The organism is Pseudooceanicola aquaeponti, from assembly GCF_050897975.1.
Classification (GTDB): Bacteria; Pseudomonadota; Alphaproteobacteria; order Rhodobacterales; family Rhodobacteraceae; genus Pseudooceanicola.
Map to the genome: position 1 here is coordinate 18,204 of NZ_JBPAXY010000007.1, position 26,933 is coordinate 45,136.

General features: G+C 68.4%; 29 protein-coding genes. 12 read left to right on the forward strand and 17 right to left on the reverse strand.

Annotated features, from left to right (window positions below):
* Positions 1-15: 15 nt before the first annotated feature.
* Positions 16-1,062, reverse strand: coding sequence for a rod shape-determining protein (locus ACRARE_RS17270; protein ID WP_085889242.1), 1,047 nt, complete (start codon positions 1,060-1,062; stop codon positions 16-18).
* Positions 1,063-1,292: 230 nt separating this feature from the next.
* On the opposite strand from ACRARE_RS17270, the gene ACRARE_RS17275 reads away from it, so the two are divergent.
* Entirely contained in the window at positions 1,293-2,075 is a 783-nt protein-coding gene (locus ACRARE_RS17275; RefSeq protein ID WP_432657711.1) for a 23S rRNA (adenine(2030)-N(6))-methyltransferase RlmJ, read from the forward strand.
* Complete coding sequence (locus ACRARE_RS17280; RefSeq protein WP_432657712.1) at positions 2,072-2,644, forward strand: sugar O-acetyltransferase; 573 nt, start codon at positions 2,072-2,074, stop codon at positions 2,642-2,644. Before ACRARE_RS17275 ends, ACRARE_RS17280 begins: the two co-directional genes overlap by 4 nt.
* Positions 2,645-2,659: 15 nt before the next feature.
* Here the strand turns inward: ACRARE_RS17280 and ACRARE_RS17285 are convergent, their stop codons facing one another.
* Positions 2,660-3,055: an acyl-CoA thioesterase gene (locus tag ACRARE_RS17285; protein WP_432657713.1), complete on the reverse strand. Its 396-nt coding sequence runs from the start codon at positions 3,053-3,055 to the stop codon at positions 2,660-2,662.
* Between the two features lie 250 nt (positions 3,056-3,305).
* Here ACRARE_RS17285 and ACRARE_RS17290 point away from each other — a divergent pair, with 250 nt between their 5' ends.
* Together ACRARE_RS17290 and ACRARE_RS17295 are read left to right on the forward strand one after the other, a co-directional pair.
* The gene (locus ACRARE_RS17290; protein WP_432657714.1) at positions 3,306-4,268 is read left to right on the forward strand and encodes a DUF808 domain-containing protein; all 963 of its coding nucleotides are present in this window, start codon (positions 3,306-3,308) and stop codon (positions 4,266-4,268) included.
* Positions 4,265-4,909 (forward strand): nucleoside/nucleotide kinase family protein, encoded by a 645-nt coding sequence (locus ACRARE_RS17295; protein WP_432657715.1) that lies wholly within the window; start codon positions 4,265-4,267, stop codon positions 4,907-4,909. The genes ACRARE_RS17290 and ACRARE_RS17295 overlap by 4 nt, the downstream gene beginning before the upstream one ends.
* Before the next feature lie 361 nt (positions 4,910-5,270).
* Here ACRARE_RS17295 and ACRARE_RS17300 read toward each other — a convergent pair whose 3' ends face one another.
* From ACRARE_RS17300 to ACRARE_RS17325, 6 genes are all read right to left on the reverse strand, one after another.
* Positions 5,271-6,851: a 2-isopropylmalate synthase gene (locus ACRARE_RS17300; protein ID WP_432657716.1), complete on the reverse strand. Its 1,581-nt coding sequence runs from the start codon at positions 6,849-6,851 to the stop codon at positions 5,271-5,273.
* Between the two features lie 331 nt (positions 6,852-7,182).
* Positions 7,183-7,815: an NAD(P)H-dependent oxidoreductase gene (locus ACRARE_RS17305; RefSeq protein ID WP_432657717.1), complete on the reverse strand. Its 633-nt coding sequence runs from the start codon at positions 7,813-7,815 to the stop codon at positions 7,183-7,185.
* A gap of 321 nt (positions 7,816-8,136) precedes the next feature.
* Positions 8,137-8,511 carry a DUF2237 family protein gene (locus ACRARE_RS17310; RefSeq protein WP_432657718.1) on the reverse strand — a complete coding sequence of 125 codons (375 nt, stop codon included), beginning with the start codon at positions 8,509-8,511 and terminating at the stop codon, positions 8,137-8,139.
* Between the two features lie 64 nt (positions 8,512-8,575).
* Complete coding sequence (locus ACRARE_RS17315) at positions 8,576-9,616, reverse strand: DUF2332 domain-containing protein (protein WP_432657719.1); 1,041 nt, start codon at positions 9,614-9,616, stop codon at positions 8,576-8,578.
* Positions 9,613-10,326 (reverse strand): aminoacyl-tRNA hydrolase, encoded by a 714-nt coding sequence (gene pth, locus ACRARE_RS17320; protein ID WP_432657720.1) that lies wholly within the window; start codon positions 10,324-10,326, stop codon positions 9,613-9,615. Before pth ends, ACRARE_RS17315 begins: the two co-directional genes overlap by 4 nt.
* A gap of 171 nt (positions 10,327-10,497) precedes the next feature.
* On the reverse strand, positions 10,498-11,121 hold the full coding sequence (locus ACRARE_RS17325) for a 50S ribosomal protein L25/general stress protein Ctc (RefSeq protein ID WP_432657721.1): 624 nt from the start codon (positions 11,119-11,121) through the stop codon (positions 10,498-10,500).
* Positions 11,122-11,487: 366 nt separating this feature from the next.
* Here ACRARE_RS17325 and hmuQ point away from each other — a divergent pair, with 366 nt between their 5' ends.
* The gene (gene hmuQ / locus ACRARE_RS17330) at positions 11,488-11,808 is read left to right on the forward strand and encodes a heme-degrading protein HmuQ (RefSeq protein WP_432657722.1); all 321 of its coding nucleotides are present in this window, start codon (positions 11,488-11,490) and stop codon (positions 11,806-11,808) included.
* Between the two features lie 60 nt (positions 11,809-11,868).
* Here the strand turns inward: hmuQ and ACRARE_RS17335 are convergent, their stop codons facing one another.
* Positions 11,869-12,630 carry a potassium channel family protein gene (locus ACRARE_RS17335; RefSeq protein WP_432657723.1) on the reverse strand — a complete coding sequence of 254 codons (762 nt, stop codon included), beginning with the start codon at positions 12,628-12,630 and terminating at the stop codon, positions 11,869-11,871.
* 136 nt (positions 12,631-12,766) lie between these two features.
* Between ACRARE_RS17335 and ACRARE_RS17340 the strand changes: the two genes are divergently transcribed.
* The gene (locus ACRARE_RS17340) at positions 12,767-13,666 is read left to right on the forward strand and encodes a serine hydrolase domain-containing protein (protein WP_432657724.1); all 900 of its coding nucleotides are present in this window, start codon (positions 12,767-12,769) and stop codon (positions 13,664-13,666) included.
* Positions 13,667-13,715: 49 nt separating this feature from the next.
* Here ACRARE_RS17340 and trpB read toward each other — a convergent pair whose 3' ends face one another.
* Positions 13,716-14,978, reverse strand: a complete 1,263-nt coding sequence (gene trpB, locus ACRARE_RS17345; RefSeq protein WP_432657725.1) for a tryptophan synthase subunit beta — start codon at positions 14,976-14,978, stop codon at positions 13,716-13,718.
* Positions 14,979-15,337: 359 nt separating this feature from the next.
* On the opposite strand from trpB, the gene ACRARE_RS17350 reads away from it, so the two are divergent.
* Positions 15,338-16,102 (forward strand): Stf0 family sulfotransferase, encoded by a 765-nt coding sequence (locus ACRARE_RS17350; protein WP_432657726.1) that lies wholly within the window; start codon positions 15,338-15,340, stop codon positions 16,100-16,102.
* A gap of 153 nt (positions 16,103-16,255) precedes the next feature.
* Positions 16,256-17,014, forward strand: coding sequence for a Stf0 family sulfotransferase (locus tag ACRARE_RS17355; protein WP_432657727.1), 759 nt, complete (start codon positions 16,256-16,258; stop codon positions 17,012-17,014).
* A gap of 19 nt (positions 17,015-17,033) precedes the next feature.
* Here ACRARE_RS17355 and ACRARE_RS17360 read toward each other — a convergent pair whose 3' ends face one another.
* The 6 genes from ACRARE_RS17360 to ACRARE_RS17385 form a co-directional block, all read right to left on the reverse strand.
* A complete protein-coding gene (locus tag ACRARE_RS17360; RefSeq protein WP_432657728.1) occupies positions 17,034-17,708 on the reverse strand; it encodes a phosphoribosylanthranilate isomerase in 675 nt (224 codons plus the stop codon).
* 104 nt (positions 17,709-17,812) lie between these two features.
* Positions 17,813-18,151 carry a lipopolysaccharide assembly protein LapA domain-containing protein gene (locus ACRARE_RS17365; protein ID WP_432657729.1) on the reverse strand — a complete coding sequence of 113 codons (339 nt, stop codon included), beginning with the start codon at positions 18,149-18,151 and terminating at the stop codon, positions 17,813-17,815.
* Positions 18,148-18,438 (reverse strand): integration host factor subunit beta, encoded by a 291-nt coding sequence (ihfB, locus tag ACRARE_RS17370; RefSeq protein ID WP_432657730.1) that lies wholly within the window; start codon positions 18,436-18,438, stop codon positions 18,148-18,150. The genes ACRARE_RS17365 and ihfB overlap by 4 nt, the downstream gene beginning before the upstream one ends.
* A gap of 347 nt (positions 18,439-18,785) precedes the next feature.
* Entirely contained in the window at positions 18,786-20,465 is a 1,680-nt protein-coding gene (gene rpsA, locus ACRARE_RS17375) for a 30S ribosomal protein S1 (RefSeq protein WP_432657731.1), read from the reverse strand.
* 189 nt (positions 20,466-20,654) lie between these two features.
* Entirely contained in the window at positions 20,655-20,987 is a 333-nt protein-coding gene (locus tag ACRARE_RS17380; RefSeq protein ID WP_432657732.1) for a DUF6525 family protein, read from the reverse strand.
* Complete coding sequence (locus ACRARE_RS17385) at positions 20,987-22,213, reverse strand: GTP-binding protein (protein WP_432657733.1); 1,227 nt, start codon at positions 22,211-22,213, stop codon at positions 20,987-20,989. Before ACRARE_RS17385 ends, ACRARE_RS17380 begins: the two co-directional genes overlap by 1 nt.
* A gap of 104 nt (positions 22,214-22,317) precedes the next feature.
* Here ACRARE_RS17385 and ACRARE_RS17390 point away from each other — a divergent pair, with 104 nt between their 5' ends.
* From ACRARE_RS17390 to ACRARE_RS17405, 4 genes are all read left to right on the forward strand, one after another.
* Positions 22,318-22,983: an SDR family NAD(P)-dependent oxidoreductase gene (locus tag ACRARE_RS17390; protein WP_432657734.1), complete on the forward strand. Its 666-nt coding sequence runs from the start codon at positions 22,318-22,320 to the stop codon at positions 22,981-22,983.
* Positions 22,984-23,068: 85 nt separating this feature from the next.
* Positions 23,069-24,415, forward strand: coding sequence for a 3-phosphoshikimate 1-carboxyvinyltransferase (gene aroA, locus ACRARE_RS17395; RefSeq protein WP_432657735.1), 1,347 nt, complete (start codon positions 23,069-23,071; stop codon positions 24,413-24,415).
* Positions 24,415-24,927 carry a hypothetical protein gene (locus ACRARE_RS17400; RefSeq protein WP_432657736.1) on the forward strand — a complete coding sequence of 171 codons (513 nt, stop codon included), beginning with the start codon at positions 24,415-24,417 and terminating at the stop codon, positions 24,925-24,927. Before aroA ends, ACRARE_RS17400 begins: the two co-directional genes overlap by 1 nt.
* Before the next feature lie 64 nt (positions 24,928-24,991).
* Entirely contained in the window at positions 24,992-25,603 is a 612-nt protein-coding gene (locus ACRARE_RS17405) for a (d)CMP kinase (protein WP_432657737.1), read from the forward strand.
* Between the two features lie 142 nt (positions 25,604-25,745).
* Here ACRARE_RS17405 and ACRARE_RS17410 read toward each other — a convergent pair whose 3' ends face one another.
* Positions 25,746-26,912 (reverse strand): alpha-hydroxy acid oxidase, encoded by a 1,167-nt coding sequence (locus ACRARE_RS17410; RefSeq protein WP_432657738.1) that lies wholly within the window; start codon positions 26,910-26,912, stop codon positions 25,746-25,748.
* Between the last annotated feature and the right edge of the window lie 21 nt (positions 26,913-26,933).

Below are 26,933 nucleotides of genomic sequence, written 5' to 3' on the forward strand. Positions count from 1 at the left end.
CTCAGCTTCGGGCGCTCAGCTGTCGTAGTCAATCGCGTGGCGCAGCTGCTTTTCATACTCCAGCGCCTTGCCGGTGCCGAGAGCCACGCAGTTCAAGCTTTCGTCAGCGATCGACACGCCCAGGCCGGTCTGCTCGCGCAGGGCCAGGTCCAGGTCGCCCAGCAGGGCGCCGCCGCCGGTCAGCATGACGCCGCGGTCGACGATGTCGGCGGCCAGGTCCGGGGGCGTGGCCTCAAGCGCGGTCATCACCGCTTCGCAGATCTGCTGCACGGGTTCGGCCAGCGCCTCGGCCACCTGGGCCTGGGTGATCTCGGTTTCCTTGGGCACACCGTTCAGCAGGTCGCGACCGCGCACCTGCATCGAGGCGCCGCGCCCGTCGTCGGGCATCCGGGCGGTGCCGATCGAGGTCTTGATGCGCTCGGCGGTCGATTCGCCGATCAACAGGTTCTGCTGGCGGCGCAGGTAGCTGATGATCGCCTCGTCCATCCGGTCGCCGCCGACGCGGACCGAGCGGGCATAGACGATGTCGCCCAGCGACAGAACGGCCACCTCGGTGGTGCCGCCGCCGATGTCGACAACCATGTTGCCGGTGGGGTCGGTGATGGGCATCCCGGCGCCGATGGCCGCCGCGATGGGTTCGGCGATCAGGCCCGCACGGCGGGCCCCGGCCGACAGGACCGACTGGCGGATCGCGCGTTTCTCAACCGGGGTGGCGCCATGGGGGACGCAGACGATGATCTTCGGCTTCGAGAAGGTAGACCGCTTGTGTACCTTGCGGATGAAGTGCTTGATCATCTCTTCGGCGACGTCGAAATCGGCGATCACGCCTTCGCGCATCGGGCGGATGGCCTCGATGCTGCCCGGCGTCCGGCCCAGCATCAGCTTGGCATCCTCGCCCACGGCCAGCACCTTCTTCACGCCGTCCTTGACGTGATAGGCGACCACCGAGGGTTCGGACAGGATCACGCCGCGGCCCTTCACGTAGACCAGCGTATTCGCCGTGCCGAGGTCGATCGCCATGTCCGAGGAGAAGAGCCCCGGCATCTTGTCAAAAATTCCCATGTCGCGTCCCGATAGTGATGGCCCCGCAGGAGTCACGCCCCCGGCGACGTCCTGATCGTTCGCCCTTATATTCAGTGCCGGGGCGCGTGGAAAGGGGCGCCCCTGCACGAATAAGCGCCATTTTGCCGTGTCTACCCATCATCTCGTCGTGATGCCCGCGAAGGCGGCGCCGGGGTCCGGCGGGGCGCGCCGGGGATTGCCGTGCGGCGGGCCGCGTCGTATCGGGGGACATGCTGTCCTATCAACACATCTACCACGCCGGAAATGCCGCCGACCTGCACAAGCACGCCCTGCTGGCGGCGATGCTGGCGCGGCTGACGGAAAAACCCAAGCCGCTGAGCTATCTGGAAACCCATTCGGGCCGCGCCCTTTACGATCTGGACAGTGCCGAGGCGCTGAAGACCGGCGAGGCGGCGGCGGGGGTGGGCCGTTTGGCGGCGCGCCTGCCCGCCGATCATCCCTATCGCCAGGTGCTGGCGCGGGTGCGCGCGGCCCATGGGGCGCGGGCCTATCCCGGCTCGCCCCTGATCGCGGCCGAGTTGCTGCGCGCGGGCGACAGCCTGCACCTGGCAGAGCTGCACCCCCAGGAAGGCGCCGCCCTGCGCGCCGCCATGGGGCGCCGGGCCCGGGTGCATCTTCAGGACGGCTATGAGATGGCCCTGTCGATCTGCCCGCCAGAGCCGCGCCGGGGCCTGCTGCTGGTGGATCCCGCCTATGAGGTGAAGGGCGAATACGACCGCATGGCGGATTTCGTGAAAAAGCTGCACCGGGTCTGGAACGTAGGCGTGGTGGCGATCTGGTATCCGATCCTGCGCGACGCCCGCCATGCGCCCATGCTGCGCGCGCTGGAGGGGTTGGACCTGCCCAAGGTGCTGAAAAGCGAGGTGCGCTTTCCCCCTGCCCGCGAAGGGCACGGCATGGTCGGCTCGGGGATGTTCGTGGTGAACACGCCCTTCGGCACCGAGGAAGAGGCCGCCCGGCTGACGGCGCTTTTCGCAGAGGCGGCGGGATGAGTGGCGACGGGATAACGGGTGACGGGTGTAGCGAGCTGGAGAAGTTCCGCGCGGGCAGCACCTGGTACGACGGCATGGATCCCGAGATCGACGCCCTGCGCGCCCCTGCTCGGCGCGCCTGCTGGGCGCATAACACCCTGGATCCCGACGCGCGCGGCGCCATGGCGCCCGCGCTGCGCGACCTGCTGGGCGCTGCCGAGGGGGCCTTTCTGGAGGCGCCCTTTCACTGTGCCTACGGGTTCAACCTGTATCTGGCGCCCGGGGTCTACATGAACAGCGGCTGCGTGGTGCTGGACTGCGCCGAGGTGCGCATCGGCGCCCGCACCATGCTGGGTCCGCAGGTGAAGCTGCTGTGCCCCGAACACCACCACGACCCGCAGTTGCGCGGCGCGGGGCAAGAGATCGCCCGGCCCATCACCCTGGGCGCCGATGTCTGGATCGGCGCCGGGGCCATCGTGCTGGGGGGCGTGACCATCGGCGACGGGGCCATCGTGGCCGCAGGGGCCGTGGTCACCCGCGACGTGGCCCCGGGGGCCAAGGTCGCGGGGGTGCCGGCGCGGGTGATGTGACCGCGCGGGCCTGTCTCAGGCCCCGGCGGGGGCATCCACGGGGCGCGCCTTGCCTGCGTCATCCACGGCGACCATGGTGAACTTCGCCTCGGTCACATGCTCGCGCAGGGCGGAATAGGCGCGCCGGGCCCAGACCTCGATGCGGATCACCATCGAGGTGCGCCCGACATGGTCGACGGCGGTGTAGACACACAGGGTATCCCCCACCTTCACCGGCTTCTTGAAGATGATCTGATCGGCGGCGATGGTCACCGTGCGGCCATTGCAACGCTCATTGGCGCGGATCGCCGCGGCCAGGTCCATCTGGCTCATCACCCAACCGCCGAAGATGTCGCCCGCGGCGTTGGTATCGGCGGGCATGGCCAGGGTTCTGAGGGTCAGATCCATTCCCTCGGGGGTGTGTTGCGGCATCTCGGGCCTCCGTTGTTGCGCTCCCCTCGTTTCAGATAGGGGCTGGGCGCCGGGGCGTACAGGGCGCATCGGTGCAGAGGGGCTATGCGCCAGATGATCGGCAAGCCTTGGAAAACGCAAGGTTTCTCGGCAGTCTATCAAGGGGGCACGCGGGGCGGGCGCCTGCCGGGGCCGGGGCTGCGGACGTTTTCCGGTGGTGCTGCGGGGTGGGCGCGCTATCTTCCGGCGCAGAGCACCGAAAGGATGGGGCATGAGCGGACTTCTGGCACTTCTCGACGATGTGGCGGCGATCGCCAAGGTGGCGGCCTCGTCGGTGGACGACGTGGTGGGGCAGGCGGTGAAGGCCTCGACCAAGGCCACCGGCGCGCTGATCGACGATGCGGCGGTGACGCCGAAATACGTCCAAGGCTTCTCGGCCGAGCGCGAATTGCCCATCGTGTGGAAGATCGCCCGCGGGTCGCTGTTCAACAAGCTGGTGCTGCTCTTGCCGGTGGCGCTGCTGCTGGCGGCCTTCGCGCCGATGCTGATCTATCCGCTGCTGATGATCGGCGGGGGATATCTGTCGTTCGAGGGCGCCGAGAAGATCTGGCACGTCCTCAGCCCGGCGCACCACGATGTCGCCGAACAGGTCGAGAAGAAGACCCATGGCGAGATCGGCCTAGAAGAGCAGAAGGTGCAGGGCGCCATCAAGACGGATTTCATCCTGTCGGCCGAGATCATGACCATCACCCTGTCGGCCCTGCCGCCCGATCTGACCTTCTGGATGGAGGCCGGGGCGCTGGCGGTGGCGGGGGTGATCATCACGCTGGTGGTCTATGGCGCCGTGGCGGTGATCGTGAAGGCCGATGACCTGGGTCTGCTGATGGCCTCTTCCGGGCGGTTGGGGGTGACCCGCTGGCTGGGCCGGATGATCGTGCGCGGGATGCCGGCGCTGCTGCGGCTGCTGACCATCGTCGGCACGGCGGCGATGATCTGGGTCGGCGGGTCGATCATCGTGCACGGGCTGCACGAGTTGGGCTGGCACTGGCCCTATGACACGATTCACCACCTGGCCCTGGGCGCGGCCGCGGGCGTGCCCGAGGGCTGGCAGGGGGCCACCGAATGGGGGGCGACCGCCGCGCTGGACGGGGTGGTGGGCCTCTTGGTCGGCGCCGTGGTGGTGATGGCCTGGAGCGCCGTCTCGCCCCTCTTCCGTCCCCGGGCGGCGCATTGACCGCGCCGGTCACGCTGACCCCCGCCGCCCTGGCGGCAGAGGTGGCGGCCCGGGCCGAGGCGCGCGATGCGCGGCTGATCCTGGCCCTGGCCGGGCCGCCCGGCGCGGGCAAGTCGACCATCGTCGAGCCCCTGCGCGATAGCCTGCGGGCGCGCGGGCTGGCGACCGAGATCCTGCCGATGGACGGCTTTCACTACGACAATGCGGTGCTGGAGGCGCGCGGGCTGCGGCCCCGCAAGGGGGCGCCCGAGACCTTCGATACCGACGGCTTCGCCCGCACCCTGGCCGCCCTGGCCGCGCCCGGGGCAGGCGATGTCACGGTGCCGGTCTTCGATCGGGCGCTGGACCTGTCGCGCGGCTCGGCCCGGATCATCGCGGCGCAGACCCGGGTTCTGCTGGTCGAGGGCAACTACCTGCTGCTGAACCGCGCCCCCTGGGACGCGCTGCGCCCGGTCTTTGACCTGACCGTCGCCCTGTCCTGCCCGCTGCCGGTGCTGGAGGCGCGGCTGATGCGCCGCTGGCTGGACCTGGGCCTGCCCGAGGCCGAGGCGCGGGCCAAGGTGGCGGGCAACGACCTGCCCAATGCCCGCGTGGTGATCGAAAAGAGCGCCCCGGCCGAGTTCCGCGTCGTCACCGGCTGAGGGGCCACCGGCCCTTGGGGCGCGGCCTGCGCAACTTTCACACCAGGGCGCGGCTTGCGCGCCACAGTTGCGCAAATTCGCAATCCCGCCCCTGCGCAATTCGTTGCCGAATGGATGCCCCGCCTGAGAAGGGCTGCGCAGGGTTGCAGCAGAGGGATCCGAACGGTGGCGAGTGCCCTGTTTCTTCGGTCTCGGGTTTCCCTGTCTGCTTGCGCGCTGATCGTTCCGGCGGGTCGCACCGCCCGGAGGGTCAGCGCGCAGCCCATCTGTCGGCCCTGCCGCAGACCCGGCGGGCCCAAGGAAAAAGCCCCGGACGCGCGGTCCGGGGCTTTCGTCTGTCGCGACAAGGGCTGCTGCGGGGTCAGCCCGCGTCCTTGTAGTTGATCTCGCGCGTGTCGGCCCCGGCGCCCACCTTCGAGCGGCGCACGATCAGCCGGTTCAGCGCGTGGATATAGGCCTTCACGCTGGCCACCACGGTGTCGGTATCGGCGTTCGAGCCGGTGACGATGCGGCCTTCCTCGTTCAGGCGGACCGAAACGGTGGCCTGGGCGTCGGTGCCCTTGGTCACGGCGCTGACCTGGTACAGCTCCAGCTTGGCGTCATGCGGGAAGATTTCCTTCACCGCGTTGAAGGCCGCGTCGACCGGGCCGTCGCCGGTGGTCTTGGCGGTCTTTTCCACGCCGTCGACGATCATCGTCATGTCGGCCGACTGGCCGCCGGTGCCGCAGACCACCACGAGGTCCTTCAGCTGAAGGTGATCCGGCGTGGCATCGTCGGAGACGCGGACCAGGGCCAGGATGTCGTCGTCATAGACTTCCTTCTTGCGGTCGGCGAGGTCCTTGAACCGGGTGAAGATGTCCATCAGCTGGTTGTCGGCCACTTCGACGCCAAGCTGGCGCAGCTTGTCCTTCAGCGCGGCCCGGCCCGAGTGCTTGCCCATCACCAGGTTGGTGGCGGCCAGGCCCACATCCTCGGGGCGCATGATCTCGAAGGTCTCGGCGTTCTTCAGCATCCCGTCCTGGTGGATGCCCGATTCGTGCGCGAAGGCGTTCTTGCCGACGATGGCCTTGTTGAACTGCACCGGGAAACCCGAGACAGCCGAGACGCGGCGCGAGATGTTCATGATCTTGGTGCTGTCCACGCCGGTGGTGTAGGGCATCACGTCATGGCGCACCTTCAGGGCCATCACCACCTCTTCCAGGGCGGTGTTGCCGGCGCGTTCGCCCAACCCGTTGATCGTGCATTCGATCTGCCGCGCGCCCGCCTCGACGGCCGCCAGGCTGTTGGCCGTCGCCATGCCAAGGTCGTTGTGGCAATGGGTGGCAAAGATCACCTCATCGGCGCCCGGCACGCGTTCCAGCAGCATCCGGATGATGTCGGCGGATTCGCGCGGCGTGGTGTAGCCGACGGTGTCGGGGATGTTGATGGTGGTGGCCCCGGCCTTGATGGCGATCTCGACCACGCGGCAGAGATAGTCATGCTCGGTGCGGATCGCGTCCATCGGCGACCATTGCACGTTGTCGCAAAGGTTGCGGGCATGGGTCACCGTCTCGTGGATCCGCTCGGCCATCTCGTCCATCGACAGGTTGGGAATGGCGCGGTGCAGGGGCGAGGTGCCGATGAAGGTATGGATCCGCGGCGAGCGGGCGTGTTTCACGGCCTCCCAGCAGCGGTCGATATCCTTGAAATTGGCGCGGCTCAGGCCGCAGATCGTCGAGTTGACCGCGTTCTTGGCGATCTCGCTGACGGCGTTGAAATCGCCTTCGGAAGCGATCGGGAAGCCCGCCTCGATGATGTCCACGCCCATCTCGTCCAGAAGCTGGGCAATCTCCAGCTTTTCCTCGTGGGACATGGTCGCGCCGGGCGATTGTTCGCCGTCACGAAGGGTGGTGTCGAAGATAAGCACGCGACCTGCGTCGCTGGGCATAATGGTGGAAGTCATTGGAATCTCTCTTTCATTCTCCTGAAGCCTCGGCGCGAAAGGCATGTCCTCTGAGCACGTCGCGCCAAACGGGCACGCTCAGAGGCGGAGTAGGAGAAGCAGACCGGCACGCAGAGCGGCGCCCGAAAGGGGGCGCGCAGCAGCGGGGATATGGGCCTGGGTCATCATGCGACTTCCTTAGCGGAAGAGCCGGGGCTTGGGAAGGGCAAAACCACGGTTGCGCCCCGCCCATTGGTTGAGAGATCATCGGATCCGCCCCGCCGGGGCCTTGCCGCGCTGCGGCGAAAGACCGGGGCAGGGGGCGGATCCGGGCCCGGAAAGGGACCCCGGGTCAGGCGATCTCGTGCACCAGTTCGTCCAGCGGTTTGCGGACCTTCTTCATCGGCAGAAGCCAGTCGCCGCCCGTTTCATCGCGGTAGCCCAGGGGCAGGATCAGCGCCGCGTGCAGGCCCTTTTCCTTCAGGCCCAGGATCTCGTCGACCTGATCGGCATCGAAGCCTTCCATCGGGGTGGAATCGACCCGCAGTTCGGCGGCGGCGGCCAGGGCGAAGCCCAGGGCGATATAGGCCTGGCGCGCGGCGTGGTCGTGGTTCACCTCGGCCGGGCGCGGCAGGTACATGGATTTCAGCCGCTCGTAATAGGCTTGAAGGCCGGGATTGGTGCCGCGTTCGGCCTCGGCCTGGGCCAGCACCGCGTCGATTCGTTCGGGCGTGTAGTTGTCCCAGGCGGCGAAGACCAGGACGTGCGAACCATCGGTCAGCTGCGCCTGATCCCAGGCGGCGGCGCGCAGCCGGGCGCGGATCTCGGGGTTTTTGACCACGAACAGCTCGAAAGGCTGGGTGCCGGAAGAGGTGGGGGCCATCTGGATCGCCTCGACGATCTTGGCGACCTTCTCTTCGGGGACCGCTTTCGTCGGGTCCATCTTCTTGGTGGCATAGCGCCAGGTCAGGGCATCGTTGAGCATGGGAGGGGCTCCGTCATTGCGTGTTGTTGGCCCTGCATCTGCGAAGCTGAACGGGGAAGTTCAATAGCGCCCGCCCGGTGTCTTGGCGGCACCGGTGGCGCAAGGGGTTGAAATCGTGTGGAAAGCCCAGGCTGCGCATCCCTGCACAGGGTGGCCGCAGGGGGACAGGTGCCGCATTTTTGGCCGTGGGGGCGGGTGTCGGAAGGCAGGGGGCGCTGCCCCCCTTGCGTCTGCGACGCAATTCCCCCCGGAGTATTTTCAGCCTTCAGGATGGGCGGGCGTGCTTCCGTGGGGCCGGAGCGCCCTTCAGGGCCGGGTCGGTCAGCCTTCGGCGTCGTAGAGGCGCAGCACCTCCAGCGGCACGACCTCCAGGGCGCGGATATGGGTGGCGGCCAGCCGCACCTGGGGCGCGCAGCCCTCGTCATGGGCTTGCAGGAAGCGCGCGGCGCAGAGGCACCAGCGGTCGCCGGGGCGCAACCCGGGGAACTGGAACTCGGGGATCGGCGTGGTGAGGTCGTTGCCGACATATTTCGAATAGGCCAGGAACTCTGCCGTCATCACCGCGCAGACCGTATGGCTGCCCTGATCCTGGGCGCAGGTGTTGCAGTGGCCGTCGCGGAAGAAACCGGTCACCGGATGGGTCGAACAGGGTTCCAATGCGCCGCCGAGCGCGTTGACTGCGGGGTCCTTGTCCATCTGGTGCGGCCTTTCTGCTGCTCTGGGCGCCAGCCTAGCAGGGGGCGGGGCCCTTCGCGAGGCCTCAGACGGCGGTGAGCCAGCGGCCGTGGAAATCCATCCGGCCCAGGGCGCGGGTTTCCTCGCGGCCCTCGGCCCAGGTGGTCAGGGTCAGCCCGGCGCCGGGGCCCGCGCCGTCGGCCTCGAAGGCCAGCCGGGCCAGGGGGGCGCGGGTGGTGGCGCGGGCGCCGGCCTCGGCCAGGCTGGCCAGGCAGGCGGTTTTGGTGGCCTCGGGGAAATACTGCCAGGCGATGGTGTGATAGACGAGGTGCAACTGTCCCTCGGCGGGCCGGGCCAGGCGCGCGGCCAGCCAGGCGGCGGCATCGCCGCGATCGACGCGAGGGGTCGCCACCGCCAGGGCTGCGTCGAGGCGGGCGCGGCGGTCGGGCTGATCGGCCCAGAGGTAGCTGCGCAGGCGCAGCACATCCTCGGGCGCGCCGGGATCGAGCGGGTTCAGGTCGACGCCCCGCGCCTCGGCCACCTGCACCGGGGCGGCGGGCGGCAGGGGGCCGTCCCAGTCCGGCGTCAGGGTCAGCACCGGATCCGTCGCCCCCCAGCTTTGGCCGCCGATTTGCAGCGCGTAGCGGTCGAATTGCAGGTTCAGCCCCGCTGAGGCGCCCAGTTCGGACAGGCGCAGGGGCAGGCCGGGAAACTGGACCGCCAACTGCTGCGCCGCCAGGATCAGACCGGCCGAGCGGCGGATCTCATTGGTTTGCGGCGCGCTGTCGAGCCAGTGCAGCAGATGTGCCTGATGGGCCCTCAGCGCGGGGGCCAGCGCCTCCCACAGGGCCTCGTCCCCGGCGCGGTGCGGCGGATAGACCGCCGCCAGCGCCCGGTCCGCCTGCATCAGCACCAGGGCGTGCAGCCCGCCCGCCAGGCGCAGGGCCACGGCGTCGGGGCCCAGGGCCTCGGGCGCCCAGCGGGCGATGCGCGAGGCCACGGCCCCGCCGCGCATCCGTGCGGCCAGCAGGCGCAGCAGGCGGGCGGTGAAGGGTGAGCCCAGTCCCTCGCAAGAGCGGGCCTGATGGGCGAAATGATCCTGCCAGGGGGCGACGGGGGCGGTCACCGGAACTTGTCCTTCAGCTTTTGCAGCGGGGTGCGGCGGTCGCGGGCCTCGGCGCTGGCCTTCATCTGCTGTGCCTTCTGGGCCACGGCGGCCTGGCTGCCCGCGGGCGCCGCAGGGGCGGCGGGCCTGTCCTTGTTGCGCGGCGGGGCCACGCGCAGGGCCACGGCGTTGAGGAAGCGGGGCCCGTCGCCCTCGGCCAGGCTGGGCGCGCCATCGGTGCAGCCGCGCAGCAGGTCGTCCAGCCAGCCCTGATCGGCCTTGGCGAAATCCGCCAGCACATAGGGGGCGACCTTGTCCTTGTGGCCCGGGTGGCCGACGCCCATGCGCACGCGCTGATACTCGGGCCCGATATGCTGATGGATCGAGCGCAGCCCGTTATGGCCCGCGTGCCCGCCGCCCTGTTTCAGCCGCAGCTTGCCCGGCGCCAGGTCCAGCTCGTCATGGAAGACGGTCACATCGGCCGGGGTCAGCTTGTAAAAGCGCATCGCCTCGCCCACGGACTGGCCCGAGTTGTTCATGAAGGTCGCGGGCTTCAGCAGCAGCACCTTCTCGCGGCCCAGCATCCCCTCGGCGATCTCGCCCTGGAACTTGCCCTTCCAGGGGCCGAACCCGTGGTCTTCGGCGATCCGGTCCAGTGCCATGAAGCCGATATTGTGACGGTTGCCGGCGTACTTGCCACCGGGATTTCCGAGACCGACAAAAAGCTGCATGGGACCTCCTGTTTGCTGACAGCGGTGTAGCTGCTTGGCCCGGTCCGGTCCAGCGCCGCCCGTTGCGGGGCGGGAGACCCCGCAGAGGCCCCGGCCAAAGCAAAAGGGCCGCCGCATCGCTGCGACGGCCCCGGATCTTTCGGCAGGGGCGCCCTGGGGCGCCCGGCGGGATTACTCCTCGCCGCCCTCTTCACCCTCTTCAGCCTCGTCCTCGGCGGACTTCAGGCCGGAGGGGGCGGTGATGTTGGCGATGACGAAGTCGCGGTCGATGACCGGCTTCACGCCTTCGGGCAGGGTAACCTGGCTGATGGTGATGGTGTCACCGATCTGGGCACCGGTCAGGTCGACGGTGATGTGATCGGGGATGTCACCGGCGATGACCGACAGGTCGACATCGGCACGGACCACGGTCAGCACGCCGCCCTTCTTCAGGCCGGGGGCCGCCGCGTGGTTCACGAACTCGACGGGGATGTGCAGGTTCACGCGGGTGGTGCGACGCAGGCGCATGAAATCGACGTGGGTCGGCAGGTCCTTGACCACGTCGCGCTGCACGCCGCGGCAGATCACGCGGACGTCGTCCTGGCCTTCAACCTTCAGGTTGAACAGGGTCGCCAGGAAGCGGCCTTTCTTCAGGCGCGTCAGCAGATCGTTGAAGGGCAGTTCGATTGCCAGCGGCTCGGCGTCGCCACCGTAAACCACACCCGGAACCATGCCAGCACGACGTGCTGCGCGAGCGGCGCCCTTGCCCGTCCCCGCACGTTCCTGGGCCACGAGATCAGGAATTTCTCCAGCCATTTTGTATTCTCCTAATGGGGCGGGTATCCTCCAAGGCTGTATACCCGCGTTCAAGTCCCGCGCCCTTACAGGGATTCCTGCGTGAAGGAAAGCGTCTTTTGGCGGTTTCGCCTTGTTTTGCGGGCTGCCTGCGGGGCAGGCGCGCCGGATCGGGCCGCGCGCCCGTTGGTCGAGGAAGCTTTCGAGTATTTTCGGCCCGGTGAAAGGTGCAGGCGCGCGCGCCGGAGGCCCCGGGGGGCCAGGACCGGGCGCGTCGTCTCGGCCCCTTGACCCCACGGCGGGACTGGGTCCATATCCCGGATGATGCCAGCCCGGCGCCCTGTCGCGTCCTGCCCGCCCTCCCCCACATCAGTGAAAGACAGCGACATGCAATTCATTGCCATGAACCGATTCAAGGTGCGCCCCGGCCATGAGGCCACCTTTGAAGACATCTGGGCCAGCCGCGAAAGCCGCCTGAAGGAAATGCCCGGCTTCGTCGAATTCCGGATGCTGCGCGGCCCGGCGGCCGAGGATCACCGCCTGTATTCCTCGCATACCGTCTGGGACAGCAAGGAGGCCTTCGAGGCCTGGACCAAGTCCGAGCAGTTCCGCGATGCCCACAAGAACGCCGGCAACAGCAAGACCAAGGACGCCCTGATGGGCCCGCCCAGCTTCGAAGGGTTCGAGACCATCCTCGAAGACAGCTGACCCCGGGCACGGGCGGCGCGGGGACAGCCCCGCCGCCCGCCTTTCCCTGGCCCCTCCGGTTCAGACCTGCCCTTCGGTGCGGATATGGATCGGCGCGCCGCAATGCTTGCAATGCACCGCATCGGCATCATGCAGCACCAGACCGCAGGTCTCGCATTCCTGGCGCACCTTGGTGGGGCGGAACAGCACCTGCAACAGGCGCAGGAACAGGGTGACGCCGAAGATCATCACCGCCACCGCCAGCATCCGCCCCCAGGAGCCCTGCAGGGTGATGTCGCCGAAGCCGGTCGTGGTCAGGGTGGTGACCGTGAAATAGAGGGCATCGGCATAGTTGCGGATCTCGGGGTTCACGCCGTATTGGCTGGCGTAGATCAGCCCGGTCATCACGAAGAGGAACACCGCCAGGTTGGTGGTGGCCAGCACCACATCCTCGTATTCGCGGAAGGTGGTGAAATCCTGCCGCAACCGGCGCAGGGTCTGATAGCTGTGCAGCAGCCGCAGGGTGCGCAGGATCCGCAGAAAGCCCAGCCCCTCGCCCGCGATCGGCGCCAGGAAGGACAGGACGGCGGCCAGGTCGGCCCAGGTGGCCGGGCGCAGGAACAGCCGCCAGGGCTGCCGTTCCAGCCACAGGCGCACGGCGAAATCGCCCAGGATCAGCACGCCGAAGATGGCATCGGTGATCTCGACCGCCCGGGTATGGGGAAAGAAGGAGGTGACGATGACAAACAGGATCGTCACCAGGTCGAAGCCCAGCAACAAATAGCGGAACCGATGCGCCGCCACGCTGTGGCCTTCGTAAAGCTCGCGTATCTTGGCCTTCATCTGGGCTCCGCTGGCAGGTCGTCGCCCGGGATCATGCCCAGAGCGGGGCGGAAAGGGAAGGGGGCGGCCCCCGTGACGCCGCGCCCGGGGGGGCAGGCGGATTGACAGTGCCGCCGCGCGCGCCGACCCTGTGCCGATGACCACGCTTCACGCCCATTGGATCACCGAGGCAGGGGCCGAGGGCAACGCAGGGGCCCCCGGCGCCCTGTTCCCCTATTGGAGCTTTTCCAAGACTGTCCTGGCGGTCCTGGCTCTGCAACAGGCGGCCGAGGCGGCGCTGTGTCTGGACGACGCCCTGCCCGGGCGGCCCTTCACCCTGCGCCAGCTGCTGGGTCACCGGGCGGGGCTGCCCGACTATGGCCCGCTTGCCGCCTATCATGCCGCCGTAGCCCGGGGCGATCCGCCCTGGCCCCGCGACCGGCTGGAGGCTGAGACCCTGGCCCAGGGGCACCCCTACGCCCCCGGCGCGGGCTGGCTCTATTCCAACCTGGGCTATCTCTATTTGCGCGAGTGGATCGAGGCCACGGCGGGCGCGCCCCTGGCCGATCTGGTGCAGGCGCGGATCCGCGCGCCGCTTGGCCTCGACAGTGTGACAGTCTGGGACCGGCCCGAGCAGGGCGCCGCGCTGCACTGGCCTGCCGCGCGCGCCTATCATCCCCATTGGGTCTATCACCGCAGCCTGATCGGCACAGCGCGCGATGCCGCCCGCCTGCTGGCGGGGCTGGCCCAGGGCGCGCTGCTGGACAGCGCCGCGCTGGCGCAGATGCGGCAGATCACCCCCCTGGGCGGGCCGCTGCCCGGGCGCCCCTGGGCCAGCTGCGGCTACGGGCTGGGGCTGATGGCGGGCACGGTCGCCGGCCTGGGCCGGGTCTTTGGCCATTCCGGCGCCGGGCCCTTCTGCGTCAACGCCGTCTACCATTTCCCCGACCTGGCCTGCCCGGTGACCCTGGCCTGCTTCACCGATGCCCCGGACGAGGGCCGCGCGGAACAGGCCGTGGTCGACATCGCCCGCGCCCTGGCCGAGGGCCGAAAATGAAAAGACCCCGCGCGAGCGGGGCCTTTGCGTCTGACGGAAGTGCGGCCTGTCACTCGACCTTGCGGCCCTCGCCCACCGACCCGGTGTCGGACATGTCGAAGCCCAGGTAATCGGCCACGGTGAAGATGTCCTTGTCGCCCCGCCCCGACAGGTTGATGACGATGATGTGGTCCTTGGGCAGATCGCCCGCGATCTTCATCACATGGGCCACCGCATGGCTGCTTTCCAGCGCCGGGATGATGCCCTCGGTGCGGCAGCACAGCTGGAAGGCCTCCAGCGCCTCGGTATCGGTGACTGGCACATATTGCGCCCGGCCGATGTCATGCAGCCAGGAATGCTCGGGGCCGATGCCGGGGTAATCCAGACCGGCCGAGATCGAATAGCCCTCCAGGATCTGCCCGTCCTCGTCCTGCAACAGGTAGGTGCGGTTGCCATGCAGCACGCCCGGACGCCCGCCGGTCAGCGAGGCGCAATGCTCCATCCGGTCATCCACGCCCTTGCCGCCGGCCTCGACGCCGATGATGTTGACCGACTTGTCGTCCAGGAAGGGGTAGAAGAGGCCCATGGCGTTGGACCCGCCGCCCACGGCGGCGACCACGGTGTCGGGCAGGCGGCCCTTGCCTTCCTGCTCTTCCAGCTGCCAGCGGGTCTCCTTGCCGATGACGGACTGGAAATCGCGGACCATGGCCGGATAGGGGTGCGGCCCCGCGACGGTGCCGATGCAATAGAAGGTGTCATGCACGTTGGTCACCCAGTCGCGCAGCGCGTCGTTCATCGCGTCCTTCAGGGTGCCGCGGCCCGATTGCACGGGCACCACCTCGGCGCCCAGCAGGCGCATCCGGAAGACGTTGGGCGCCTGGCGACGCACGTCATGGGCACCCATGTAGACGATGCACTTCAGCCCGAACTTGGCGCAGACGGTGGCGGTGGCCACCCCGTGCTGGCCCGCGCCGGTCTCGGCGATGATCCGGGTCTTGCCCATGCGCCGCGCCAGCAGGATCTGGCCCAGCACGTTGTTGATCTTATGCGCGCCGGTATGGTTCAGCTCTTCGCGCTTCATGTAGATCTTGGCACCGCCAAGCTCTTCGGTCATCCGCTCGGCGAAATACAGCGGCGAGGGCCGGCCCACGTAATGGGTCCAGAGTTCCCGCATCTCGGCCCAGAAATCGTCGTCGGTCTTGGCCTTCTCGTACTCGGCCTCCAGGTCGAGGATCAGCGGCATCAAGGTCTCGCTGACAAAGCGTCCGCCATGCAGGCCGAAACGCCCCTTCTCGTCCGGGCCGGTCATGAAGCTGTTGATGAAATCGTCCATGGATGGCTCCTCCGGGCTGCGGGTCCCGCCTGATGTAGCCGGAAGGCCTGCACCGGGCAAGTGAAAGGGCCGTTATCACAGCCCTGTCGCGCCCCCTCAGGCCCGTTGCGCCCCCGCCCGCCCAAGGGCACCGCGGCCCATGTTTCTCATTGCCCCAAATATCCCGGGGGGAATTGAGCCCGTCAGGGCTCAAGGGGGGCAGAGCCCCCCCTTGTCTTCCCCATTTGTCGCCCGCCGGCGACCGGTGGGGGCAGAGGCCCCAAACCCAGGTGGGCACGGCACGCGCGCACCCCTGGCGCTCGCTACGGAAGCGTCCGCCCGTCATGAAATCGTCGCAGTCTCTCTCTAGCCCGACCAACATGAAGATGATTGACAGCTACATCATATGTACCTCGCCGCGCAGCGGCTCGACCCTTTTGACCCGGATGCTGCGCGACAGCGGGGTGGCAGGCTGGCCGGGATCGCACCTGCACGGCGCCAGCCTGACCGCCTGGACCGAGGCGCTGGACCTGGCCGCCCCCGCCGAGATCGGCGCGCTGGAGCTGGCGCAGCGCTGCTGTGCCGCCGCGCGCGACCTGGGCACCCGGGACGGGATCTTTGCCCTGCGCCTTCAGGGCCACAGCCTCGGCACCTTCCGCCAGGCCCTGGGGCTGCTGCACCCCGGGGAACCCAATGACGGCGCCCGTCTTCAGGCGGAACTGGGGCGCACCCGGGTGATCTATCTGCACCGCGACGATCTGGTGGCCCGCGCCGTGTCGCTGCTGCGCGCCCAGCAAAGCGGGCTGTGGCACATGGGCGCCGACGGGACCGAGATCGAACGTCTGGCGCCCCCGGCCCGGCCCGTTTACGACGCCCGCGCCATCGCCGCCCAGGTCGCGGCCTTCGCGGCGATGGATCGCGCCTGGGATGACTGGTTCGCCAGCCAGGGCATTTCGCCGCTGCGGCTGGACTATGACGCGCTGGCCGCCGATCCGAACGGCACGCTGGTGCGGGTGCTGTCCTTCCTCGGGCTGGACCCGGCGGCGGCGCGCGGCATCCTGCCCTCGACCCGCCAGCTGCGCGATGACGAAAGCGCGGCGTGGATCCAGCGGTTCCGCACCGAAGGCGCCCGCCCGGTCAGCTGAGGATCCGCCGGGGCGCACCGGCGGCCCGGCGCCTCCCTCGCCCTGGCCTGCGCGCCTGCTGTCTTGCGGGTCAGTTTGCCACAAAACGGCCACAAGCCCCCCTCAGGTTGCGAAACATACGATTTGTGATGTTTCAGCGACGAGGTTGGTTCGATGATCGACAGCTACATTCTGTGTTCCTCTCCGCGCAGCGGCGCGACCCTGCTGACCAACATGCTGCGCGAAACCGGCGTGGCGGGCTGGCCCGGCGCCTATGTGCGCGGCGCGGGGATGCGGGCGCGCCTGCACAGCATGGAGGCCGAGATCCCCGGCGAGGTCTCCCTGGGCGATGTGGCGCGCGAGGGCTATGCGCTGGCCCGGGCCAAGGGCACCCGCGACGGCATCTTTGCCCTGCGCCTGCAACCCAGCAGCCTGGCGACCTTCCGCAAGGCCATGCACGCCCTGCAACCGGACCTGCCCGACGATGCCGCCCGTATGGCCGCCGAGCTGGGCCGCCACCGGGTGATCTATCTGCGGCGCCCCGACCTGCTGGGGCGTGCGGTGTCGATGCTGCGCACCCTGCAAACCGGCTATTGGTACGAGGATGCCGATGGCAACGAGACCGACGGCGCCGCAGAGGGGGCGATCCCGGTCTATGACCGGACCGAGATCGCCGGAAAGATGGAGCAGTTCGCCGAGATGGATGCGGCCTGGGAAGGCTGGTTCGAGGCCGAGCGCATCGAGCCCCTGATTCTCGACTATGACGACCTTGTCGCCGATCCCAGGGCCGTTCTGGCCGGGCTGCTGTCAGACCTGGGCCTGGACCCCGCCGCCGCCGATCGCGTGGCGCCCGAGGCCGACGCCGAGGCCGAAGGCGCCGATGCCGAAGGCCAGGACTGGATCCGCCGTTTCCAGGAAGACGCGGTGGTCTGAGCGCCCGGCGCGCGCGCCGTCAGACGGCGGCCAGGGCGGCGGCGGTGAAGGCGGCGATCTTGCCGGCGTCCTTCACCCCCGGCGCGCTTTCCACGCCAGAGCTGACATCAACCTGGCGCGCACCGGTCAGGCGGATCGCCTCGGCCACATTGTCGGGGGTCAACCCGCCGGCCAGCATCCAGGGCGCCTTCCAGCTGCGCCCGGCGATCAGCCGCCAGTCGAAGCTGAGGCCGTTGCCGCCGGGCAGATCGGCGCCCTTGGGCGCCTTGGCATCGACCAGCACCTGATCGGCCACCTCTTCGTAATCGGCCAGGGCCGCCAGGTCGGCCACCTCGGCCACGCCCACGGCCTTCATCACCGGCAGGCCGGTCAGGGCGCGCACCTGGGCCACCCGCTCGGGGCTTTCCTTGCCGTGCAGCTGGATCATGTCCAGGGGCACCGCGTCATTGACCGCCTGCACCAGCGCATCGTCGGGGTTCACCATCAGCGCCACCTTGGCCAGGCCCAGGGGCGCGGCAAGGGCCAGGGCGCGGGCGGTGTCGATCTCGACGTGGCGGGGGCTTTTCGGGAAGAAGACGAAGCCGCCATAAACCGCGCCTGCCTGGGCCGCGGCCTCGACATCCGCGGGGCGGGTCAGCCCGCAGATCTTCACGCGGACAGCGGGGGCGCGGTTGGGCTGGACAAGAACGGGCATGGGGCACCTCGCAGGCGGACGGGCGAAAAGAAAAGACCGCCGGGCGCGCGCGGCGCCGGCGGTCCGGTCCTACACCCCGGCGCGTCTCGGCGCCAGCGTGGGGGTTATTCCAGAAGCGCCAGAACCTCGTCCTGGCCGTGTTTCTCGCCCTTCAGACGCTTCACCTCGCGCTTCAGCTTGTGCGCCTCGCGCGACTGGCGGCGCGCCTCGGCGCGGTGCTTGTGCTCGCGCATCCATTCCCAGAGGAACCCGATCAGCAGGCCCACGACGATGCCGCCGAAGATCACCGCATAAAGCGGCAGGGTGATCCCGGTATTGAAGGCAAAGATATCGGCCAGCCCCTCGGGCAGCAGGGTCAGTTCCACCGGCTGGCGGTTGCCCAGGGCGACGGCGACCAGCGCGATGGCGATCACCGCCCAGATGGCGTAGCGGATGTATTTCATGCGTCGGCATTCCCATTCAGGCGATCGCGCAGCAGCTTGCCGGTCTTGAAGAAGGGCACATGCTTTTCCTCGACCTCGACGGCATCCCCGGTGCGCGGGTTCCGTCCGGTGCGCGCCTCGCGCTTCTTGACCGAGAAGGCGCCGAAGCCGCGCAGTTCCACGCGGTTGCCGCGCGCCATGGCCTCGGTGATCTCCTCGAAGATCGTGTTCACGATCCGCTCTACATCCCGTTGATAGAGATGCGGATTCTCGTCTGCGATTTTCTGGATCAATTCCGAGCGGATCATTTGATTACATCTCCCCGAGCAATGGTCTTTTTTTCACACCATGTTCCGGGAATATAAGAGCTTTCCTGCGATACGGGAACAACAACCACGTGTCAGCACGGGGCAATTTCCGCAGAAATCCGGCCCTTGGGCGGGTTTCCCCGCGTCGATGGCGCCGCTTTCACCGGCAAAGCGGTGCGGCAACCGATGCTGCACCGCAGCCAAGGGATTGATTCGCAACCGATATTGACCGGAGGCGATTCTGCGCCCCACCCCCGCGATCCCGCGCCCCGGAATGCGAAAAGGCCCCGCGCAGCGCACGGGGCCTTTCCTGTGATCTTGGCGCGCCCGAAACGGGCGGTCCGGGATTACTCGTCGCCCTTCAGCGCGGCACCCAGGATGTCGCCCAGCGATGCACCGGAGTCGGAGGAACCGTACTGTTCCACGGCCTCTTTCTCTTCGGCGATCTCGCGGGCCTTGATGGACAGGCCCAGACGGCGGGTCTTGCTGTCCACGTTGGTCACGCGCACGTCGACGTGGTCACCGACCGAGAAGCGCTCGGGGCGCTGTTCGGCACGGTCACGCGACAGGTCGGAGCGGCGGATGAAGGACTTCATGCCTTCGTATTCCACTTCGATGCCGCCGTCTTCGATGGCGGTGACGGCCACGGTGATGACCGAGCCACGCTTCACGCCACCAACCGCTTCGGCGAACTTGTCGCCGCCGACGTTCTTGATCGACAGCGAGATACGCTCTTTGTCGATGTCGACTTCGGAGACCACGGCCTGAACCATGTCGCCCTTGCGGTAGTTCTGGATGGCGTCTTCGCCACGCTCGTCCCACGACAGGTCGGACAGGTGAACCATGCCGTCGATGTCGCCCGGCAGGCCGACGAACAGACCGAATTCGGTGATGTTCTTGACTTCGCCTTCGACAACGGTGCCCTCGGGGTGGGTCTCAGAGAAGACTTCCCACGGGTTGCGCATGGTCTGCTTGAGACCCAGCGAAACGCGGCGCTTGGCCTGGTCGATTTCCAGAACCATGACGTCGACCTCTTGCGAGGTGGAGACGATCTTGCCGGGGTGCACGTTCTTCTTGGTCCAGGACATTTCCGAGACGTGAACCAGACCTTCGACACCGGGCTCCAGCTCGACGAATGCACCGTAGTCGGTGATGTTCGTGACGCGGCCGGTGTGCACCGAAGACAGCGGGTACTTGGCGGCAACCAGATCCCACGGATCTTCCTGAAGCTGCTTCATGCCCAGGCTGATACGGTGGGTTTCCTTGTTGATCTTGATGACCTGGACCTTGACGGTCTCGCCGATCGACAGGATCTCGGAGGGGTGGTTGACGCGGCGCCATGCCATGTCGGTGACGTGCAGCAGGCCGTCCACACCGCCCAGGTCGACGAAGGCGCCGTACTCGGTGATGTTCTTGACCACGCCTTCCACGGCCTGACCTTCTTGCAGGTTCGAGATGACCTCGGCACGCTGCTCGGCACGGGACTCTTCGAGGATCGCACGACGCGACACCACGATGTTGCCACGGCGACGGTCCATCTTCAGGATCTGGAACGGCTGCTTCAGACCCATCAGCGGGCCGGCATCGCGCACGGGGCGCACATCGACTTGGGAGCCGGGCAGGAAGGCCACGGCACCGCCCAGGTCGACGGTGAAGCCGCCCTTGACGCGACCGAAGATCGCCCCTTCGACGCGCTGGTCGTCGGCATAGGCTTTTTCCAGGCGGTCCCAGGCTTCTTCGCGGCGGGCCATCTCGCGCGAGATGACGGCTTCGCCACGGGCGTTCTCGGCGGCGCGCAGGTAGACTTCGACCTCGTCACCGACAGAGATCTCGGGCGCTTCACCGGGGTTCGCGAATTCTTTCAGATCAACGCGGCCTTCCATCTTGTAGCCGACGTCGATGATGGCTTGGCCCGCTTCGATCGCGATGACCTTGCCTTTGACAACCGAACCCTCGTTCGGGGTGTCCATTTCGAAGCTTTCGTTCAGGAGGGCTTCGAATTCCTCCATCGATGTGTTCTGAGCCATGTGGTCTCTGGTGTCCTAACGTATATCGCTATGCTGGCCGAGCGGTTGTCTCCGCCGGTCTTGGGGTTGGTCATTTGGGTCACCGCAAAACAAAGAGGGCCGGTTAAGTTCCGACCCCTGCTCGATCCTTCGTTGCGCGGCGTTTACGCCTGTCGACGCGGGCGGAACTAGCCAAGCCGGGCCTGTAAATCAAGGAAAAAGCGACTCCGGGGCCGCTCTGGGCGGGATTCCGGCGCCCGTCCCGCCCCAGATCCGCGGGGCGTCTCGGTGCAGCTGGCGGTGTTCGGCGGCGCTGAGCCGGGCCAGGGCCGCAGTTTCGTCGCCGCCGACCTCGCGCAGCGCCCGCTGGTACAGGCGCCGGGCCGAGCGGGCGGACCAGGGCAGGGCGGCGCCTGCCAGCCAGCCGCGCAGGGGCGCAGGCAGCCGGTCGAACTCGGCCATCGGATCGCCGCCGCGCCGCCGTCTTGGCAGGGCCGAGCGCAGGTTGGCGCCGCGCGCGGCGCGTATTACGCCCCCGCCCATCACGCCGCCCGGCGCCAGCCGGGGAAGGGGTCGGGCAGGCCCGCCCAGTCTTCGGGCGTGAAGCCCTCGTCGGGCATCAGGGCGCTATCCAGCGCGGCGGTGATCGCCGCCCGGTCCAGGCCCGCACCGATAAAGACCAGTTCCTGCCGGCGGTCGCCCCAGGGCTCGGCCCAGTGCTGTGCCAGATAGGCGCGGGCCTGGGGGTGATCGGGGCGCCGCGCCTCGGGCACCGTGGCCCACCACTGACCAAGCGGCGCCACGCGGCTAAGGGCGCCGGCCAGCGAGAACTCGGCCAACCAGTCGGGCCGCGTGGCGATCCAGAAATGCCCCTTGGCGCGGATCACCCCCGGCAGCGGCCCGTTCAGCACAGCGTGCAGGCGTTCCGGGTGGAAGGGCCGCCGGGCGCGGTAGACAAAGCTGCTGACCCCGTATTCCTCGGTCTCGGGCACATGGTCGGTGAAACCGTAAAGCTCTTTCGCCCAAAGGGGGTGATCATGGGCCGTCTCGAAATCAAACAGCCCGGTGTCGAAGATCCGCCCCTGGTCGACCCGGCCGAAATCCGTTTCCAGGATCTGCGCGTCGGGGTTCAGGGCGGTGACGATGGCCCGCGCCGCCGCCAGCCGGTCGGGGCCCGCGTCGCTGACCTTGTTCAGCACCACCACATCGGCAAACTCGATCTGATCGACCAGCAGGTCGACCAGGGTGCGGTCGTCCGCCTCGCCCAGGCTTTCGCCCCGGTCGCGGATGAAATCATGGCTGGAATAGTCGTTCAGCAGGTTCACCGTATCGACCACGGTCACCATGGTATCCAGCCGCGCCACGTCCGACAGGCTGTCCCCGGCCTCGTCGCGGAACTCGAAGGTGGCGGCGACCGGCAGGGGCTCGGCAATGCCGGTCGATTCGATCAGCAGGTAGTCAAAGCGGCCCTCGGCGGCCAGGCGGCGCACCTCGGCCAGCAGATCGTCGCGCAGGGTGCAGCAGATGCAGCCGTTGGTCATCTCGACCAGCTTTTCCTCGGTATGGCTCAGCGCCGCCTCGCCGCCGCGCACCAGGTCGGCGTCGATGTTCACCTCGGACATGTCGTTGACGATGACGGCGACGCGGCGCCCGTCGCGATTGCTCAGCACGTCGTTCAGCAGGGTCGTCTTGCCCGCGCCAAGAAAGCCCGACAGCACGGTGACCGGCAGGCGCGGATCGGAGGAAGGGGTGGAATGGTCACGCGGCATGGGGGGCTCCCGAATCATGTTACTATATAACATCACGTATCCGTCCGCCCCACGCATCGCAAGGGCCGAGTGATCTGCCGTGCGGCGGGGCGCGTATCCCTGCCATGGAAAATGCCCTGATCATCGGCGCCTCGGGCGGGATCGGCGCGGCCCTGGCCACCGCGTTGGAGCGGTCGGGCGCCCGGGTCACCCGCCTGTCGCGCCGCGCGGACGGGCTGAAGGTGACCGACGAGGCCTCGGTGGCCGCGCACCTGGGCGCGCTCGATCCCGGTTTCGACCTGGTCCTCTGCGCCACCGGCGGCTTGCAGATCGGTACCCATGGCCCGGAAAAGGCCCTGTCGCAGATCACGGCCCCGGCGATGGCGGCGCAATTCGCGCTGAACTGCATCGGCCCGGCCCTGGTGCTGAAACACGTCCCGCGTCTTCTGCCCCGCGACCGGCCCGCGCGCTTCGCCGCGCTGTCGGCCCGGGTGGGATCCATCGGCGACAACCGCCTGGGCGGCTGGACCAGCTACCGCGCGGCCAAGGCGGCGCTGAACCAGGTGATCCGCTGCGCCGCGGTCGAGCTGGGGCGCACGCACCCCGGGGCGGCTTGCGTGGCCCTGCATCCGGGCACGGTGGCCACGGATCTGACCCGCAAGTACCTGGGCCGCCACCCCTCGGTCGCCCCGGAAGAGGCCGCAGAACGGTTGATCGCCGTGCTGGCGGGCCTGACCCCGGAGGACTCGGGCGGTTTCTTCGACCAGCACGGGGCGCCCGTGCCCTTCTGACCCCGTGCGCCCCGCACCCTCTGAATTGGCGTGACCCGCTTCCCGCCCCCTGCTATCAGACCGGCGCAAGATGCGAGGAGATCCCATGTCCGCTCACGGTGCCCCCAAACCGATGACCGCCCGCGCCTCGGGCCCGCTGCAAGGCGAGGCCCATGTGCCCGGCGACAAATCCATCAGCCACCGCGCGCTGATCTTCGGCGCCATGGCCGTGGGAGAGACCAATATCTCGGGCCTGCTGGAAGGCCAGGACGTGCTGGATACCGCCAAGGCGATGCAAAGCTTCGGCGCCACGGTCGAAAACCTCGGGGATGGCAACTGGCGGGTGCATGGGGTGGGCACCGGCGGCTTTGCCGAGCCCGACCATGTGATCGACTGCGGCAACTCGGGGACCGGGGTGCGGCTGATCATGGGGGCGGTGGCCACCTGCCCGATCTCGGTCACCTTCACGGGCGATGCCTCGCTGAATTCGCGCCCCATGGCGCGGGTCACCGATCCGCTGGCCCTCTTTGGCACGCGGGCTGTGGGCCGCGCGGGCGGGCGCCTGCCGCTGACGCTCGTGGGCGCGGAAAACCCGGTGCCGGTGCGCTATACCACCCCCGTTCCCTCGGCCCAGGTGAAATCCGCCGTGCTGCTGGCCGGCCTGAACACCCCTGGCGAAACCGTGGTGATCGAGAAAGAGGCCACCCGCGACCATACCGAGCGGATGCTGGCCGGTTTCGGCGCCCAGATCACCACCGAAGAGACCGACGAGGGCCGGGTGATCACCCTGACCGGCCAGCCAGAGCTGAAGCCGCAGACCATCGTCGTCCCGCGCGATCCCTCCTCGGCCGCCTTCCCGGTCTGCGCCGCGCTGATCACCCCGGGCTCGGACGTGCTGGTGCCCAATATCGGGCTGAACCCGACCCGCGCAGGCCTTTTCACCACGCTGCAAGAGATGGGCGCCGACCTGACCTTCGAGAACCTGCGCGAAGAGGGGGGCGAGCCGGTGGCCGATCTGCGCGCCCGCTACTCGCCGGCGATGCAGGGCATCGACGTGCCCCCTGCCCGCGCCGCCTCGATGATCGACGAATACCCGGTGCTGTCGGTCGTGGCCGCCAATGCCACGGGCACCACCCGGATGACCGGGGTGAAGGAACTGCGGGTGAAGGAAAGCGACCGGATCGACGCCATGGCACGGGGGCTGCGCGGCAATGGCGTGACGGTGCGCGACGGCGAGGACTGGTGGGAGGTCGACGGGATGGGCGCGGGCAACGTGCCCGGCGGCTTCACCTGCGAAACCTTCCTCGATCACCGCATCGCCATGTCCTTCCTCTGCCTGGGCCTGTCGACCCAGGCACCTGTGACGGTGGATGACGCGGGGCCGATCGCCACCTCTTTCCCCATCTTCATGGATCTGATGACCGGGCTGGGCGCCACGCTCGAAGCCGCCTGATGCGGCTCTTCTGGATCCTGCTTGCGGCCTCGGCGGCGCTCTTCGCCGCCATGCACATCTGGACCATCCCGCATCTTTACGGGGCGACCATGCCGCCCTTCGACATGCGGCCCTTCGGCTATTCGGTGCGCGATGCCCTGGGCTACGTGGCGCTGCTGTCCGACGATCAGCGCGCGCTCTACCTCGGGCCGCAACACCTGATGGACCTGATCTATCCGGCGCTGCTGGCCGGGGCCTTTGCGGCAGGGTTCCGGGCGCAGCTGGCGGGCCGCTGGCTGCACCTGGCGCTGATCCCCGTGGCCACGGGACTGCTGGCCGACTATGCCGAAAACCTCATGGTGCGCCTTGCGCTTAGCGCTGAATGGCCCAGCCGTGCGCTGCTCCAGGCCTTGCAGGCCGCCACCGTCACCAAGACCCTGTCCGTGACCGTCTCGGCCCTGGTGATGACCGCGCTGCTGATCCGCGCCGGGGCGCGCGCCCTGCGTCATGCACGCCCTTCCGCCGACCGCTGACGCCCCCTCTGGCCTCATACCCGCATCCCCGCTAGAACGATGCTCCACCATGCGGGAGAGGGTCATGAGCTTCACCATCGCCATTGACGGGCCGGCCGCCGCCGGCAAGGGCACGATTTCGAAAGAGGTCGCGCGGATCTTCGGCCTGGCCCATCTGGATACCGGGCTGCTCTACCGTGCCACCGGCGCCCGCCGCCTGGACGGCATGGCGCCGCTAGAGGCCGCCCGCGCCCTGCGGGCCACCGACCTCGACCGCGACGACCTGCGCAGCCCCGACGTGGCCCGCGCCGCGTCAGAGGTGGCCGCCATCCCCGAGGTGCGCGCCGCCCTGGTGGATTTCCAGCGCGCCTTCGCCCAGCGTCAGGGCGGCGCCGTCCTGGACGGGCGCGACATCGGCACGGTGATCTGCCCCGAGGCCCAGGTGAAGCTCTTCGTGACCGCCAGCGATTCCGTCCGCGCCGAGCGACGCTGGCGCGAGCTGGTCGGCAAGGGGGCGGTGACCACCCTGGAAGAGGTGCTAGCCGATCTGCGCGAACGCGACGCCCGCGACAGCGCGCGGGCCACCGCGCCGCTGAAACCCGCCGCCGATGCGGTGCTGCTGGATACCTCGGAGATGAGCATCGAAGAGGCCGTCGCCCGCGCCTGCGAGGTGATCCGCGCCGCGCAACAGGGCTGAACACGCCTGGGCCCCCGTCGCGCCAGCGCCGGGTCAACGCCTCGGCCCCCTGATTCTCATTGCCGAAAATATCCCGGGGGGAGTTGAGCCGAAGGCTCAAGGGGGGCAGAGCCCCCCCTTTTCTTGCGCCCCGCGCGCGGTCTCAGGCCGTCCAGCGCCCCGAGAAGCCCTCGGGGATCAGCAGGTCGTCGCGGGTCATGTCGGTGATCCGCCGCTTGCCGCAAAGGGCCATCGAGATGTCCATCTCCTTGGCCAGCACCTCCAGCGCCTTGGTCACCCCTTCGCGGCCCATGGCGCCCAGGCCATGCACGAAGGCGCGGCCGATGAAGGTGCCGGTGGCGCCCATGGCCACGGCCTTCAGCACGTCCTGGCCAGAGCGGATGCCGCTGTCCAGATGCACCTCGACCTCGCCGCCCACGGCCTGAAGGATCGGATCCAGCGCCCGGATCGAGGACAGCGCGCCGTCCTGCTGGCGGCCGCCGTGGTTCGACACCAGGATGGCGTCGCAGCCCACCTTGGCGGCCATCTTGGCATCCTCGGGGTCGAGGATCCCCTTCAGGATCACCTTGCCGCCCCACATCTCCTTGATCTGCTCGATCTTCTTCCAGTCCAGCCGCGGATCGAACTGTTCCGAGGTCCAGGACATCAGCGACGAGGGATCGGTGATCCCGTCCACATGGCCGACGATATTGCCGAAGCTGCGCCGCTGGGTTTGCAGCATCTTCAGGCCCCAGGACCAGCGGGTGGCCAGATCGGCCAGGGTCTTGGGTGTCAGTTTCGGCGGGGCGGACAGGCCGTTCTTCAGGTCCTTGTGCCGCTGGCCCAGGATTTGCAGATCCAGGGTGATCACCAGCGCCGAACAGTTCGCCGCCTTGGCGCGCTCGATCAGCCGGCGCACGTAGTCCTGGTCGTTCATCGTGTAAAGCTGGAACCAGAAGGGGGTCGAGGTGTTCTCGGCCACGTCCTCGATGGAACAGATCGACATGGTCGACAGGGTGAAGGGCACGCCGAACTTCTCGGCCGCCTGGGCCGCCAGGATCTCGCCATCGGCGTGCTGCATCCCGGTCAGGCCCACGGGCGCCAGGGCCACGGGCATGGCCACCTTCTGGCCGATCATCCGGGTCTCCAGGCTGCGGTTCGACATATCGACCGCGACCCGCTGTTTCAGGCGGATCTGCTGAAAGTCGGTGGTGTTCTCGCGGAAGGTCTGCTCGGTCCAGGAGCCGCTTTCGCAGTAGTCGTAGAACATCTTGGGCGTGCGCCGCTTGTGCAGGCGTTTCAGGTCGTCGATGCAGGTGATGACAGGCATGGGCAGGCTCCCGGGTGGGTG

Coding starts and splice junctions, on each gene's coding strand:
- ACRARE_RS17270 (WP_085889242.1), bottom strand. CDS start 1,062: ATGGGAATTTTTGACAAGATGCCGGGGCTCTTCTCCTCGGACATGGCG.
- ACRARE_RS17275 (WP_432657711.1), top strand. CDS start 1,293: ATGCTGTCCTATCAACACATCTACCACGCCGGAAATGCCGCCGACCTG.
- ACRARE_RS17280 (WP_432657712.1), top strand. CDS start 2,072: ATGAGTGGCGACGGGATAACGGGTGACGGGTGTAGCGAGCTGGAGAAG.
- ACRARE_RS17285 (WP_432657713.1), bottom strand. CDS start 3,055: ATGCCGCAACACACCCCCGAGGGAATGGATCTGACCCTCAGAACCCTG.
- ACRARE_RS17290 (WP_432657714.1), top strand. CDS start 3,306: ATGAGCGGACTTCTGGCACTTCTCGACGATGTGGCGGCGATCGCCAAG.
- ACRARE_RS17300 (WP_432657716.1), bottom strand. CDS start 6,851: ATGACTTCCACCATTATGCCCAGCGACGCAGGTCGCGTGCTTATCTTC.
- ACRARE_RS17305 (WP_432657717.1), bottom strand. CDS start 7,815: ATGCTCAACGATGCCCTGACCTGGCGCTATGCCACCAAGAAGATGGAC.
- ACRARE_RS17310 (WP_432657718.1), bottom strand. CDS start 8,511: ATGGACAAGGACCCCGCAGTCAACGCGCTCGGCGGCGCATTGGAACCC.
- pth (WP_432657720.1), bottom strand. CDS start 10,326: ATGCAGCTTTTTGTCGGTCTCGGAAATCCCGGTGGCAAGTACGCCGGC.
- ACRARE_RS17325 (WP_432657721.1), bottom strand. CDS start 11,121: ATGGCTGGAGAAATTCCTGATCTCGTGGCCCAGGAACGTGCGGGGACG.
- hmuQ (WP_432657722.1), top strand. CDS start 11,488: ATGCAATTCATTGCCATGAACCGATTCAAGGTGCGCCCCGGCCATGAG.
- ACRARE_RS17335 (WP_432657723.1), bottom strand. CDS start 12,630: ATGAAGGCCAAGATACGCGAGCTTTACGAAGGCCACAGCGTGGCGGCG.
- ACRARE_RS17340 (WP_432657724.1), top strand. CDS start 12,767: ATGACCACGCTTCACGCCCATTGGATCACCGAGGCAGGGGCCGAGGGC.
- trpB (WP_432657725.1), bottom strand. CDS start 14,978: ATGGACGATTTCATCAACAGCTTCATGACCGGCCCGGACGAGAAGGGG.
- ACRARE_RS17350 (WP_432657726.1), top strand. CDS start 15,338: ATGAAGATGATTGACAGCTACATCATATGTACCTCGCCGCGCAGCGGC.
- ACRARE_RS17355 (WP_432657727.1), top strand. CDS start 16,256: ATGATCGACAGCTACATTCTGTGTTCCTCTCCGCGCAGCGGCGCGACC.
- ACRARE_RS17360 (WP_432657728.1), bottom strand. CDS start 17,708: ATGCCCGTTCTTGTCCAGCCCAACCGCGCCCCCGCTGTCCGCGTGAAG.
- ACRARE_RS17365 (WP_432657729.1), bottom strand. CDS start 18,151: ATGAAATACATCCGCTACGCCATCTGGGCGGTGATCGCCATCGCGCTG.
- ihfB (WP_432657730.1), bottom strand. CDS start 18,438: ATGATCCGCTCGGAATTGATCCAGAAAATCGCAGACGAGAATCCGCAT.
- rpsA (WP_432657731.1), bottom strand. CDS start 20,465: ATGGCTCAGAACACATCGATGGAGGAATTCGAAGCCCTCCTGAACGAA.
- ACRARE_RS17380 (WP_432657732.1), bottom strand. CDS start 20,987: ATGGGCGGGGGCGTAATACGCGCCGCGCGCGGCGCCAACCTGCGCTCG.
- ACRARE_RS17385 (WP_432657733.1), bottom strand. CDS start 22,213: ATGCCGCGTGACCATTCCACCCCTTCCTCCGATCCGCGCCTGCCGGTC.
- ACRARE_RS17390 (WP_432657734.1), top strand. CDS start 22,318: ATGGAAAATGCCCTGATCATCGGCGCCTCGGGCGGGATCGGCGCGGCC.
- aroA (WP_432657735.1), top strand. CDS start 23,069: ATGTCCGCTCACGGTGCCCCCAAACCGATGACCGCCCGCGCCTCGGGC.
- ACRARE_RS17400 (WP_432657736.1), top strand. CDS start 24,415: ATGCGGCTCTTCTGGATCCTGCTTGCGGCCTCGGCGGCGCTCTTCGCC.
- ACRARE_RS17405 (WP_432657737.1), top strand. CDS start 24,992: ATGAGCTTCACCATCGCCATTGACGGGCCGGCCGCCGCCGGCAAGGGC.
- ACRARE_RS17410 (WP_432657738.1), bottom strand. CDS start 26,912: ATGCCTGTCATCACCTGCATCGACGACCTGAAACGCCTGCACAAGCGG.